The organism is Pedobacter heparinus (genome assembly GCF_032678725.1).
Taxonomy (GTDB): domain Bacteria; phylum Bacteroidota; class Bacteroidia; order Sphingobacteriales; family Sphingobacteriaceae; genus Pedobacter; species Pedobacter heparinus_A.
The window spans coordinates 112200-126085 of sequence record NZ_JAVTSC010000008.1 but is presented as its reverse complement, the minus strand read 5'-3'; the positions used below and the strand labels follow the sequence as shown (position 1 = coordinate 126085).

General features: G+C 45.0%; 12 protein-coding genes. 7 read left to right on the top strand and 5 right to left on the bottom strand.

All coding sequences use genetic code 11. From position 1 onward, the window contains the following. The first annotated feature begins 70 nt into the window (after positions 1–70). Positions 71–1015 carry a glycosyltransferase family 2 protein gene (locus R2Q85_RS13715; RefSeq protein WP_316812364.1) on the top strand — a complete coding sequence of 315 codons (945 nt, stop codon included), beginning with the start codon at positions 71–73 and terminating at the stop codon, positions 1013–1015. A gap of 95 nt (positions 1016–1110) precedes the next feature. Continuing rightward, on the top strand, positions 1111–1329 hold the full coding sequence (locus R2Q85_RS13710) for an SRPBCC domain-containing protein (protein ID WP_316812363.1): 219 nt from the start codon (positions 1111–1113) through the stop codon (positions 1327–1329). On the opposite strand, the gene R2Q85_RS13705 is transcribed toward R2Q85_RS13710, so the two are convergent. After that, positions 1293–1598, bottom strand: a complete 306-nt coding sequence (locus R2Q85_RS13705; RefSeq protein ID WP_316812362.1) for a hypothetical protein — start codon at positions 1596–1598, stop codon at positions 1293–1295. The two genes, R2Q85_RS13710 and R2Q85_RS13705, sit on opposite strands and share 37 nt — an antisense overlap. A 588-nt stretch (positions 1599–2186) precedes the next feature. Here R2Q85_RS13705 and ligD point away from each other — a divergent pair. Next, entirely contained in the window at positions 2187–5069 is a 2883-nt protein-coding gene (ligD, locus tag R2Q85_RS13700) for a DNA ligase D (RefSeq protein WP_316812361.1), read from the top strand. 58 nt (positions 5070–5127) lie between these two features. Here the strand turns inward: ligD and R2Q85_RS13695 are convergent, their stop codons facing one another. The 4 genes from R2Q85_RS13695 to R2Q85_RS13680 form a co-directional block, all read right to left on the bottom strand. Then, a complete protein-coding gene (locus R2Q85_RS13695; RefSeq protein WP_410478889.1) occupies positions 5128–5523 on the bottom strand; it encodes a hypothetical protein in 396 nt (131 codons plus the stop codon). Positions 5524–5612: 89 nt separating this feature from the next. Continuing rightward, entirely contained in the window at positions 5613–6062 is a 450-nt protein-coding gene (locus tag R2Q85_RS13690) for a carboxymuconolactone decarboxylase family protein (protein ID WP_316812360.1), read from the bottom strand. A gap of 65 nt (positions 6063–6127) precedes the next feature. Then, a complete protein-coding gene (locus R2Q85_RS13685; RefSeq protein WP_316812359.1) occupies positions 6128–6709 on the bottom strand; it encodes a Crp/Fnr family transcriptional regulator in 582 nt (193 codons plus the stop codon). A gap of 169 nt (positions 6710–6878) precedes the next feature. Next, the gene (locus tag R2Q85_RS13680) at positions 6879–7517 is read right to left on the bottom strand and encodes an alpha-ketoglutarate-dependent dioxygenase AlkB family protein (protein WP_316812358.1); all 639 of its coding nucleotides are present in this window, start codon (positions 7515–7517) and stop codon (positions 6879–6881) included. Between the two features lie 194 nt (positions 7518–7711). Between R2Q85_RS13680 and R2Q85_RS13675 the strand changes: the two genes are divergently transcribed. The 4 genes from R2Q85_RS13675 to R2Q85_RS13660 all read left to right on the top strand — a co-directional run bounded on the left by R2Q85_RS13675 (position 7712) and on the right by R2Q85_RS13660 (position 13844). After that, positions 7712–8449 (top strand): Error-prone repair protein ImuA, encoded by a 738-nt coding sequence (locus tag R2Q85_RS13675; RefSeq protein WP_316812357.1) that lies wholly within the window; start codon positions 7712–7714, stop codon positions 8447–8449. A gap of 5 nt (positions 8450–8454) precedes the next feature. After that, positions 8455–9963: a DNA polymerase Y family protein gene (locus tag R2Q85_RS13670; RefSeq protein ID WP_316812356.1), complete on the top strand. Its 1509-nt coding sequence runs from the start codon at positions 8455–8457 to the stop codon at positions 9961–9963. 11 nt (positions 9964–9974) lie between these two features. Continuing rightward, positions 9975–13205, top strand: a complete 3231-nt coding sequence (locus R2Q85_RS13665) for an error-prone DNA polymerase (protein ID WP_316812355.1) — start codon at positions 9975–9977, stop codon at positions 13203–13205. Between the two features lie 147 nt (positions 13206–13352). Then, positions 13353–13844 carry a putative immunity protein gene (locus R2Q85_RS13660; protein WP_316812354.1) on the top strand — a complete coding sequence of 164 codons (492 nt, stop codon included), beginning with the start codon at positions 13353–13355 and terminating at the stop codon, positions 13842–13844. Positions 13845–13886 lie beyond the last annotated feature (42 nt).

Genomic DNA, 13886 nt, shown 5'->3' with positions numbered 1-13886 from the left:
AGAGAATAGCTTAAAACGTGCTATTTTTAGAGAATGTTCAAACATCGGTATTTTCTACATCAAAAAACAAATGACCAATACAGCACCAATTATTCTTTTTGTATATAACCGCGTATTACATACACAGCAGGTTATAGCCGCCTTAAGGAAAAATTTCTTATCACAAGAAAGCGAGTTGTACATCTATGCTGATGCTGCAAAGGATTCAGATGCCCTCGATAAAGTGAACCAACTTAGAAGTTATTTACCCACCATAACCGGTTTTAAAAACGTTCATATTTATTTACGTGAAACTAATCTCGGAGTCGATGAAAATACCATTCAAGGTGTAACTGAGGTGATCAATATACACGGTAAAGCTATTGTACTTGAAGACGATTTGGTTACCTCACCCTGGTTTTTAAAGTTCATGAATGAAGCGCTCGAATTTTATGAAAACCAACACGATGTTGCTGCTATACATGGATATGTCTATCCCGTTCAGCAAAAATTAAAAGAAGTTTTCTTTTTAAAGGGGGCTGATTGCTGGGGATGGGCCACATGGAGGAGAGCATGGAACTTGTTTGAACATGATGGGATGAAGTTGTTAAATCGAATTATAGCGCAGGGACTCCAGAAAGAATTTGATTTTAACAATACCTATCCTTATTTCAAAGCATTAAAAGAACAGGCAATCGGCAATACTACACATTGGGATATCAGGTGGTATGCCTCCGCATTTCTGGCAGAGAAATTAACACTCTATCCAGGTCAATCTCTGGTAACCAATATCGGCCATGACACCAGTGGAACCCATTGCGGAAACAGCACGGATTACGATGTAATCATGGCTCAGTCTGCCTTGTCTGTAGAAACCAATATCATTCCAGATCCAGACGCGTATCATGCATTTGCAGAATTCTTCAAACACTTGTCGTCTGATAAAGCACCTCGTTCTAAAGGAGTTTTATCCAGATCTTTTAAAAATCTAAAAATATTTATAAGTAAATTATGTTCAGCAAAAGGCTCTCCATAGATAAAAAATAAATTAATTGGACCAGGCGAGTTTCTGGAGCATCCTGACAACGAAGACTTATCACAACTATAATATCCTATCTTAAAAACTTTAGCATGGAAACAAAACCACTAATTGTAGAACGCAGCTACAATGCACCGATTGAAAAGGTCTGGAAAGCAATTACTGACAGGGATCAGATGAAAGAATGGTATTTTGAACTGAAAGAGTTCAAAGCTGAGAAGGGATTCAAATTTCAGTTTACGGATTGCTCCGGTCATTTTTATTTCTACAGCTTTCATTTTACAGCTCCATTCCTTGTCCAGTCCGCATAGCAATAAATAGTCCGCTTGTGCCTGATTTTTCGGTACACCCCATCGCCTTCTCTTGAACCTGCCAAACTGGTATTCGCCTCAATTCCAAAAATAAGGTCTCCCTGCAGCCGCTCGGTTATGCCGCAATGTCCAATTCTTTTTAGTGATGGATAATATAAGCCGTAAATCAATCCCCGCATTTTTTTGTCATCATTGGTAAATTTCATCGCAAAGCTTTCCAGGCAAGAGCGATGATTACAAATCTGGTGGTTCAAAGAAATGTTTTCCATAAGTAGATGAAATGTTTAATTGTTTTTAATTAGGTAATACCCATAAATCAAATTGTCCATAAATCAAATTGCATACCAAAATCCAGCTCAAAACCATCGTAAAAGGTTATCAATTTGTTAATTAAAAGAATTTTACAGGATTTTCTCAGTTTTTTCACAACATACTTTACAGTTTGCGAAAAAAACATAAAAAAGGATCACAAAAACCAAAATTGGCATCATTGCTGCTCAAGGCAGCAACTGTATTTAAATCATACAAAAATGAAAAACCCGGCCTAAGCCGGGTTTTTCTCCTACCCCATCAACTCTCCCTGTGTGTTCACCCTCAACTCAACCTCACCTTCCTATCTCACGCCTTCTGTTTAACAAACGTATTAGAAAGCTAAACGGATTTATATTCTATTCCTAATTACCGTATAATGACAGTTAAGGGCTCCATCCTGCAATTGACCATAATTCTGCATCCTTTTCAAGGGCATAGCGTCTCCACCCCCTTCAGCGTGGTTATGCAGCCCGGGAAAAGTGATGCTTAATTAAAAACCATTGCTCACACTACTTGTTATAGCCGAAAGGGCTTTAAACTTCCACATGAAAATTGCAACATACAACATTAACGGCGTCAACGGCCGTTTACCCGTCCTCCTGCGTTGGTTAAAACAGGCGCAGCCTGATGTAGTTTGTTTGCAGGAACTCAAATGCGAAAATTCCCGTTTCCCTGAAAAGGCAATCCAGGATGCCGGGTATCATTCCATCTGGCAGGGAGAAAAAAGCTGGAACGGAGTAGCCATACTATCAAAAGCTGAGATCAAACGCTTAAGAGATGATCTGCCCGGGAAGGATGATTCCTTTATCCATAGCCGGTACATTGAAGGCTTTACTTTTGGAATGGTAATCGGCTGTTTGTACCTGCCCAACGGCAACCCCTATCCAGGGCCCAAATTTGACTATAAGCTGCGTTGGTTTAAAAGGCTGGCTAAACACAGTGAGGCCTTGCTTAACACCGGGCTACCCGTAATGCTCATCGGCGATTATAATGTGATGCCTACCGAACTGGATACCTACAAACCGGAAAAATACATTAACAATGCACTGTTCAGGAAGGAAATCAGGAAAGCATATGCTAATCTGGTAAACCAGGGCTGGACAGACGCGATCCGTGAGCTTAATCCCGGAGAAAGGATCTATACCTTTTGGGATTACCTCCGCAAGGCCTATGAAAGGGATGCCGGTTTGCGCCTGGATCATTTTTTATTAAATCCTGAGCTCGCTGAGCGGCTGCGTTCAGGCGGTGTGGATAAGGAAGTGCGTGGCTGGGAAAAATCCAGTGACCATGCACCGGTCTGGATTGAGCTTGCTGAAAAAGGCGGTAACCCTTCAGACGCCGATATTTCCCTGAGCGCTGAAATACAGACACTGCTTGATGAGGCGCCTTCCGCTCTAATGCCCAGAAAAATCAAAGCCATGAAAGCTACAACCGTAGACCAGCCCTTTCATGATCCGGGATGGGTCTATGAGATCAAATGGGACGGATACCGGGCCCTGGAATTTTCACAAAAAGGTACCGTAGAACTGGTTTCCAGGAACAATCTGGTATACGATCACTTCTCCCCGATCAATGAATTACTGGAAAGCTGGAATTTAGACGTAGTGCTGGATGGAGAAATTGTGGTCATCAATGAAACCGGTCTGGCAGACTTTGGGGCTTTACAGAACTGGCGGAACGCTAAACATTTGAAACTGGTTTTTTATGTGTTCGACATCCTATGGTATAAAGGAAAGCTGTTAACTGGTTACACGCTGTTGGAGCGGAGAAAAATCCTGGAAGCGATATTGCCTGCTAATGATGGAACTATCCGCCTGAGCCAGATTTTTTATGTCGACGGGTTGGAGTTTTACGAAACGGCCAAACGTGCGAAACTGGAAGGGATCATTGCCAAGCGTGCGGATAGTTTGTACACCGGAGATTCACGTTCCCGGGAATGGCTAAAGGTTAAAGCCAAGCACCGGCAGGAAGTGGTCATTGCTGGATATACCAGGAATGAGGATTCCAATAAGTTTTTCAGCGCCCTGGCACTGGGCGTTTATAATGCTTCAGGAGTGCTTCGCTATATTGGCAAAGTAGGTACGGGCTTTAACGATGCCTTGCAGAAGGATCTGCTCAAGCGGTTTAAACCTTTGGAAACAAAGGCATGCCCCTTTGATGTGGAACCTGATGTGGATGAACCTTCACGGTTTCGACCACGGCGGCTGGGTGCCAAACCCACCTGGCTACGGCCAAAATTAGTTTGCGAAGTGGAATTTGCGGAGATAACCAGTGATGGTAAATTGAGACAGGCCTCTTTTAAAGGATTACGTGAGGATAAAGACCCGGCAGACGTGGTGCTGGAAATTGCGGGTGACACTGCCGAGATTGTTGCAACCTTTGCTGAAGAGTTGGAACAGGATACCAGTAAACATCATCTCGCAAAAAAAGACGTAAAGAAAGCCACCAGGGTTAATCAATCCAGTATTGCCGGCCTTAAGCGCAAGATGCCTGAAAAGCGACTATTAGATGGAAAAAATGAAACTTCCGAAAAAAAGATAGATGGCCACCTGATTAAATTTACCAACCTTAATAAATTATATTGGCCGGAGGATGGCATCTCCAAAAGGGATATGTTCAATTACTACGATAAGGTTGCGCCCTATATGGTTCCTTATCTGCTAGATTGCCCGATGTCTTTGAACCGCTTTCCTGGCGGGATCCATGGACAAAGTTTTTACCAAAAAAATGTGGCAGAAACAGCGCCTTCATGGGCACGCACTATGCCGCATATCAACGAAAAAGGCGAAAAGAAGGAATATCTGCTGGGCAACGACCGGGCAACGCTGCTTTGGATGGCGACTTTGGGCTGCATTGAAATGAACCCCTGGTTTAGCCGGGTACAATCACCGGACCATCCTGATTACTGCGTGATAGATTTAGACCCGGATAAAAATACCTTTGAACAGGTGATCGAGGCCGCGCAGATGACCAAAACCGTTTTAGATGGCATGGGTGTACCGTCCTATGTAAAAACTTCAGGCTCAACCGGCATCCACATTTATGTGCCATTAGGTGCTAAATACAGCTATGATCAGAGTCAGCTTTTTGCCCAGGTGGTAGTCAAGCTGGTACACAAAGAACTTCCTGATTATACCACTTTGGAAAGGATGATTGCAAACAGGGGCGGAAAAATGTATCTGGATTTTATGCAAAACCGCCCAGGCGCTACAATCGCCGGGGTGTATTCCCTTCGGCCTAAACCAGGCGCTACGGTTTCTATGCCACTGCATTGGGATGAGGTGAAGCCAGGGCTGACGATGCGGGATTTTACGATCCACAATGCGCCAGACCGTCTGAAAGAGACCGGTGACCTGTTTACAGGTGTTTTGGCTGAAGGTATCGATATGATCGCAGCTATTGGTAAGGCAAAGGAGACTTTTGGATAGGCCAGAATAACTCCTGGCTCTTATTTGGAACTATGGTAGGGGAATACCCGAGGCATTTTTAATCCGCCCATGGAGAATAAAGGATAGCATCGCAAAAATTCTTTCTGTGAAAATCAGGCGCCATACATGCACATATATCTGCATTCATATTACCAAAGGTAGTATCAGGCTTATGTTTAAAACCTTCGTAAAAAGTAGGAATAATTGTTTTCTTAAAATCGGTACGTGGAAACTGCATAATAATTTCCTGACGTTGTTGCTCAGACAGGTCTTGATAACCTCTGCCAACTACATCCAGTGCTACGCCGTAATTTAATAATGCTACTTCAGCTTCCTTATACTCGGCAATGCCAGGGCTGGTATGTAAAGCAACTATGTCCCATACCAATTGAAGAGTCTGTGGGGCGAGCCCATGGCCTTTCAGGAATTCCCTTGCTGCATTAGCCCCGTCCACTTCAAATCTTTTATCCCGACTGCTGTAATGGGGTGTGAGGCCCAGATCATGAAAAACCGAAGCAACGTATTGTCATAGTTCTAACTTTATTAAGTTGCCACTGTTCTGGTTGCGATGCCTACCCGATTCAAAAAATTAATATGGCAAATGCAGACAATGATATTTGCTATTTCTAATTTACTGAAATACTTTTGAAGTTTTTGATGAGTCTGGTCAGTAAGGCCATGCTCAGAAATGTGGGTGATTTCTTCAGTTGCCTCAAGAACTGCTTTCTCTTTATCTGTAAACAGCGGACTTTCCTCCCAGGCAGCCAGTAAAAATATTCTGCGCGGGCTTTCTCCATACGCTATCGCTTCCTGCGTATGATAGTCAATACAATAGACACATTTGTTAATTTGTGAAGCACGGATTTTGATCAGCTCTATCAGACTTCGCGTCAATGAGGAAGCATAAAGACGTCTGTCGATCCCGACCATGTGTTCCCAATATATTGGTTCTTCTTCCCATACGTCAAGGCGGTATTTAATAACATTTAGCATAACTTTTTTTATTTTAATTCGTTAACAAAGTTGCTAAACAAAAGTCCCTGTGCTCTTAAACTGGTTTAAGAAATAAACTTTTTACGAATTTCACTCAGGTATTCAGGCGTAAATCCCAGGAAGGAAGCCAGCATGTATTGCGGAACCCGCTGCAAAAAAGCAGGGAAATTGCGCCGAAAATCCAAATATAGTTCTTCTTTGGAAAGTTCGTAAAGCATCCTAAACCTCATTTGAGCAGCGGCATAGGCCTTCTGAAATATTAAATGAAAATAGGCATTCAGTTCGGGCATTTCAGTTAACAGCTGCTGCTGGTTGTCAGCGGTAATGCACAGCACTTCAGTAGTTTCTAGCGCGCGGATAGAGAATTGCGCTGCCGAGTTGTGCTGGAAGGCCATAAAATCTGAGGTCCACCAGTTCTCTATAGCAAAATCAATGGTCTGTTCTATTCCATCTTGTCTGAGGTAATACAGATGAATACATCCCCTTACAATGAAGAACTTCTCATTACAACGTTGTCCCTCTCTAAGCAGCATTTCTTTCTTTTTATAGGTTCTATACTCAAAGAACGGTTCCAGTAAACTTAATTTTTCCGGTTCAATGTTGCAGAACTTATTGCAATGGGAGACAAGAGGCTGTATATTCAACATGCATTTTTTTACTAAATCAAAATTATGACAAATTTATCTATTTGTTCCATAGCATATTGAATTAAGTAATTGACTATAATTATGCAGCCCGAGAAAAGGTATGCTTAATAATCCATTTATCCCATATCATGAAAGCTTTCTTTTACCAAATAGAGAATTTACCATATACCTATAAATTATCATTTATCCCGGCAAAATAAACTGGTTTTGAGGATTCTGAAATCCTGAAAGTAAGGTTAGTGCGTGGGCCGACTGCTCTTGCGGTTTTAGGAATGTGATGCTCATAATGCTCCTGCATGCTTTCGCCCATTAACAATAAGCTCCCGTGGGTTAGTGGGATGTCTATTTGTGGGATTTCTTTCTTTGATTTATGACGAACCTTAAATATCCTTGTATCTCCAAATGTAACCGAAGCAATGTGGTGATGTTTACCGTCTGCTGGCAGGTTGTCGCTGTGCCAGGCCACCGAATCTTTCCCGTTCCGGTAGAGGTTTAGCAAAACCCGGTCAAAACGAATTTCCGTGACCATTTCTACTGCTTTTTTAATTTCGAGTAATATTGGTGTCCATGGATATCCATTTTCTCCGCCATAATAAGCGGTCAGCCGGGGATCCGGAATCAGCTTGTCATACATCTTCCGCATGCGCTGCTGCCATGGGGTCTCATTTAAAAGAATGTTGTAGTAATTGCTGGCTTGCTGTCTATCAAAAAAATGCTGCCATAACCGCAACTCGGTATCAGGCAAGGCAAAGTCCGTATAGCGCTTTACACCTCCGTCAAATAATTCCGTTTCTGCAAATAGCTTCATTATACAAATATAAAAATTTTGTTAAAAAAACTAAAAATATTAGTAATGAAAATTCCTAATTGATTTACAGATGATGATTATTAACAAAAAACACTAAATTTTCCACATTTTAATATTTACTAACAATTTTAGTATTACGTTTGTTATATAATTAACAGGCTAAAATATTTGGCTGTTAATTATAGGGGATAATCATGGATGCTAAAAAGGAAATACTGATCAAACTGCAGCAGGACATTCTGCTCTGGCAGGGCTTTAAGCCCCAGGCAGCAGGCAGTGCTGAACAAATAGGTCTCGGCCAAATCGAGCAGGCATTTCCAGGTGGCGTATTTCCCAAACGGGCAATCCATGAATTTATCACCGTTTTACCGGAAGATGCAGCAGCCAGCGATGGTTTTATTGCCGGTTTACTCGCTATCCTGATGCAGAACGGAGCGGCCTGTATATGGGTCAGTACTTCAAGACAGTTATTTCCCGCGTCACTCAGCACTTTCAATGTGGAGCCCGAGCGGATCATCTTTATGGATGTGAAAACGGAAAAAGATGTGCTTTGGATAACCGAAGAAGCCTTGAAGTGCGAGGGGCTGGCCGCTGTAGTAGCCGAACTGAATAACCTGAGTTTAATTGAGTCCCGCAGGTTACAGCTTGCTGTAGAAGAAAGTGGGGTTACTGGTTTTATATTACGTAAGGATGCCAGCAAAGCTGCCAGTACAGTAGCAACCGCACGATGGAAGATCAGTCCTGTACGTACTGAAAATATAGATGGGATGCCAGGCTTGGGTTTCCCTCGCTGGCAGGTTGACCTGTTAAAAGTCCGGAACGGCAATCCGGGCAGCTGGATATTGGAATGGGCCGGTGAAGGTTTTGAAGAGGTTGCCCCAGTGGTTCAAGAAACAGTTTGGTCTGAACAGGAGGACAGGCAAGTTGGATAGGTATCATGCAAAAGCGTTTTGTATCTATATGGTTTCGCCAGCTGCTGGCAAACTGGCAGCTCATCCGTCGCCCGGAACTGGCTGAGGTGCCTTTTGTTTTTGCGGCGCCAGACCATGGGCGGATGATGATCACGGCGGTAAATCCACTGGCTGCTGCATCTGGTGTGGAACCCGGTATGCGGGCAGCGGATGCAAAAGCAATTTGCCCTGGGCTGGAAGTGCTGAACGATAAGCCAGAGCGTCCCCGCAATTTGCTCCGCGGTCTTGGCGAATGGTGCGTAAGGTACTCCCCCATTGTGGCCATTGATGAATTTGGAATGGATGGCCTGCTGATGGATGTCAGTGGTTGCACGCACCTCTGGGGCGGGGAGCGCGAATATTTAAAAGAGATTGTTTCCAGGTTAAAAACTAAGGGATATACCGTTCGGGTGGCGATTGCGGACACACCAGGAGCTGCCTGGGCGGTATCGCATTTTGGCAAAGTAACGCCGCTGATTCCCATAGGCGGGCATCCCGAAGCTTTGCCTGGTCTGGTGCCGGAGGCTTTACGTTTGGAGCAGCCGGTACTGGCCAGGCTCCGTAAGCTCGGCTTTTACCAGATCAAAAGTTTTATCGGCATGCCCAGGTCTGTACTCCGCAGGCGTTTTGGAGAAGATTTCCTCTTGCGCCTGGCACAGGCACTGGGAACTGAAGACGAACCGCTGGTTCCATTGCAGGTTCCTGTTCCTTTCCAGGAACGCCTGCCTTGCCTGGAGCCGATCAAAACCCGCACAGGGATAGAGATTGCCATTACCAGGATGCTGGAAAGTTTGTGCAAACGCATGCAAACTGAAGGAAAAGGTCTGCGGACAGGCACATTAACCGGTTACCGGATAGATGGCAAAGTTGTCCAAATAACCATAGGAACCAGTGGTGCCACACATAGCGTCAGCCATTTATTCAAGCTCTTCCAGTTAAAGATCGACCAAATCCGCCCGGCACTGGGAATTGAGCTCTTTGTTTTGGATGCGTCAAAGGTGGATGATGTCGAGGTTCCGCAGGAAGCGATGTGGACAGTCAAACCAGGGCTGGATGACCAGAGTGTCATCAGGTTATTAGACCGGGTAGCGGGAAAGGTTGGACCAGAAGTCATCCACCGGTACCTGCCTGCTACACGTTACTGGCCGGAACGGGCAGTGTTAAGGGCCAGTTCCATTACAGAGCAGCCTTTAGCTGACTGGCGGACAGAGAAACCACGTCCTACTGAATTACTGAAATGTCCCGATCCTATTGAGGTGATGGCGCTCATCCCCGATCATCCGCCTAAGTTTTTTGTTTATAAAGGGGTCCGGCACCAGGTCGTCAAAGCTGACGGGCCGGAGCGCATAGAACGGGAATGGTGGCTGGATACCGGGGAACACCGGGATTATTACCAGGTGGAAGACGATCAGGGCAAGCGGTATTGGCTTTTTCGTTCCGGTCATTATGGTGGTGATCAGAAGTACCAATGGTTTATTCATGGATTTTTTGCTTAAAGAATGGGGTTATGGGCTATAGTGAATTACAGGTAACTTCAAATTTCAGTTTTTTGCGGGGGGCTTCCCATGCGCATGAGCTGGTAAAACAAGCCGAGGCTTTTGGCTACAAAAAAATTGCAATAACGGATCATAATACCCTGGCGGGCATTGTCCGTGCCCATGCAGCCTGCAGGAAAAAAAATATAAAGCTGATACCGGCCTGCAGGCTGGACCTGCTGGACGGGCCAAGCTTGCTGGCTTACCCTACCGATAAAGAAGCTTATGGCAGGTTATCCGCATTATTGACACTGGGCAATATGCGTGCAGAAAAAGGTTCCTGTCACCTGTCACGCGCCGATGTATATGCGCACAGCAAAGGGATGATCTTTACGGTCGTCATGCCAGGCATGCTGAACCGCAGGTTTGAGTATGAACCTGCATTTATCGCTGCAGTTGCCCAGTACCGGGAAGCACTGGGCGGGCAGCTGTACCTGGCAGCAACCAGGTCTTACTTGGGAAACGATGATAAACTGATCTTCCGGACCAAACAGCTGGCCGACTTTTATGACATTCCGATGGTAGCCACCAACGACGTGCATTACCACGATCCTTCCCGCAGGGAATTGCAGGATGTGCTGACCTGCGTAAGGGAAAAATGCACCATCCAGGAGGCTGGTTTCCGGCTGCACCAGAATGCCGAGCGTTACCTTAAAGAAGTTGCGGAAATGCAGCGGCTGTTCCGGAAACATCCTGAAGCCATAAAAAATACCCTGGTGATCTCCGAAGCCTGTAATTTTTCCTTAAATGAATTGAAATATGTCTATCCCGAGGAGATCAACAAAAGCGGGCGTTCCCCGCAGGAGGAATTGGAATACCTGTGCTGGAAAGGAGCGCATGAAATTTACGGAGAAACTGTTCCTGAAAAAGTGGTGAACATGATTGCGCATGAAATGGAGTTCGTTAAAAAAATGGATTATGCCAATTACTTTCTTTTTGTGGAGGATATCGTTCGTGAAGCACGCAACCGTGGCATTTTGTGCCAGGGCCGGGGATCTGCAGCAAATTCAGCAGTTTGTTTCTGCCTGGGCATTACTTCGGTCAATCCGATGAATTTTGACCTGTTGTTTGAGCGGTTCATTTCTTCAGAAAGAAATGAACCACCGGATATTGATGTGGATTTCGAACACGAAAGAAGGGAAGAGATCATTCAGTATATCTATGATAAATATGGGCGTGACCGGGCAGCAATTGTGGCTACTGTCACCCAGCAACATCAAAAGGGGGCAATCCGCGATGTCGGAAAAGCAATGGGCCTATCTGTAGATACCATCAACCGGCTTTCCGGTTCTTTATGGGAGTATACTGACGAATGGTTTGAAGGTAAGCGGATCACAGAATCCGGACTGAACCCCAATGATCCGCAGCTCAGGAAAACACTGGAACTGACTGCGCAGATGATGGGCTTTCCCCGGCAGCTCGGTCAGCATACGGGTGGATTTGTGGTGACCAATGGTAAGCTGACTGATTTGTGCCCGATACTGAATGCCCGGATGGAAAACCGGACTAATATTGAATGGAACAAGGATGATATTGATGCGCTTGGTTTTTTAAAAGTAGATGTGCTTGCACTGGGGATGCTGACCTGCATCCGTAAAAATTTTGATCTCTGTAAAAAGCATTATGGCCTGGATCTTACCCTGGCCAATGTTCCGCAGGATGATCCGGCGGTGTATGATATGATCTGCCTGGCGGATACGCTGGGTGTCTTTCAAATTGAAAGCCGTGCGCAGATGTCTATGCTGCCCCGTTTAAAACCGCGGGAGTTTTATGATTTGGTGATTGAAGTGGCTATTGTCAGGCCTGGGCCGATCCAGGGGGATATGGTGCATCCTTATCTGCGACGGCGTAATAAAGAGGAGCCTGTTGATTACCCATCTCCGGAACTGGAAGAAATTTTAGGCAGGACTTATGGGGTACCTTTATTCCAGGAACAGGCGATGAAGATTGCGATTGTTGCAGCTGGCTTTACCCCAGCGGAGGCGGATAGCCTGCGGCGCAGTATGGCTACTTTTAAGTTCAAAGGCATGGTGAACCAGTACGAACAGAAACTCATTGAAGGGATGATGAACAAAGGTTATACCGAGGAGTTTGCCAGACGAATTTTTAGGCAGCTGGAAGGCTTTGGGAGTTATGGTTTTCCGGAAAGCCACGCGGCCAGTTTTGCGCTGCTGGTTTATATATCCTGCTGGCTCAAGCATTATTACCCGGATGTGTTTGCGGCAGGCTTACTCAACAGCATGCCGATGGGCTTTTATCAGCCCGCGCAGATTGTGATTGACGCGCAAAAGCATGGCGTGGAGGTTCGCCCGGTGGATGTTAATTTTTCAACCTGGGATAATTTGCTGGAAGAAAAATCAGGTAAATATTATGCACTGCGATTGGGTTTCCGGGAGGTTAAAGGAATTCGTGAGGAAGAAATGGATATTTTGGTAGCGGCTAGGGCTGATGGTTACCAGACGGTTACTGCTTTGCGGGATGCCGGGGTCTCCCTTGCAGCCTTAGAACGGCTGGCAGATGCAGATGCGTTTCGGTCAATGGGAATAGACCGGCGCAAGGCATTATGGGAGGTATCTGCTTTACAGGATATGCCGGTACAATTGTTCAAAGGCCAGATATCTGAAAGCATGCTGGAAACCCAGGTAGAATTGCCACTGATGAGTACCGGTGAACATGTAGTGCAGGATTATGCAACGGTGGGTCTTTCACTCAAAGCGCACCCGGTAAGTTTTGTGCGGCCCCAGCTGGATATGCTGAACATCAAATCCTGCCATACGATTAACAACGAATCAACCAATGGGCAACTGGTCAAAGTAGCCGGTCTGGTGCTGGTCCGCCAGCGGCCCGGAACTGCCGGAGGGGTATGTTTTATTACGATTGAAGATGAGACCGGTTATTCTAACCTGGTTGTGTTTGAGAAATTATTTGAAACCTACCGGAAAGAAATCCTGCACTCCAGGTTATTGATGGTAGAAGGCCGTTTACAACGGGAAGGCCTGGTGGTGCATGTGATTGTGAGCAAGTGCTTTGATTTTACCAAAATGCTGGGCAAGCTGGTGCAGCGGGAAGCGGATGATTTGCCGGTATTGACCTTAGCCCGGGGTGATGAAAAAACCGCACCTTATCCGGCACAGGATAAACGGTCGCAGGTTCGGGAAGAAGTGCCAAAAGAGGCATTTCACGGCGGCAGAAATTTTAAATAAGCGTCAAAAGCGCAAAATTCTTCACTAACTTTGCCTCATGACATTAGAACAAGTTGATGATTTAGCCAACAGACTCCATGGATTAAAGTTACACTCGTATGTGTGTATACCCATTGCCTGGCAGCATTGAAACGCTAAAAAATAGATATGAGAGATAAAAGATTTATAGCCGAACACCGCGGTGGCACCCTCCTATTAAAAAATCATCATAGTTTAATGGCATGGGCCATATCTTGTAGCGAACATGCCCTACTGCTAGCAAGGGGTAAAAAAATAGATGACAGGTTAACACATGCGCTTAAAATAGCTGAGGAATGGAAAAACGGTAAGGCCAAAACCGGAGTTGCAATGCAGGCTGCGTATCTTGCTCACACAGCAGCGCGGGAAGAAACAGATCCAGTTTTAAAATCTGTTGCCAGATCAATCAGTCAGTGTGTTTCAACAGCTCACATGGCTGACCATTCGGTAGGTGCAGCTTTATATGCATTGCAAGCATTTAAACATGCAGACAAATCTGTTAAAGAAGAACTGGCGTGGCAGAAAGACCAATTAAATGAGCTGCCGGTTGAAATTGCAACGCTTGTCCTAGAAACCATAGGTATAAAAATTAAAGGTTTCAAAGATTTATTTCTCATTTAATTTTTATCCTACTTTTTGTAAGGCTGAAAAGCCATACAAAAA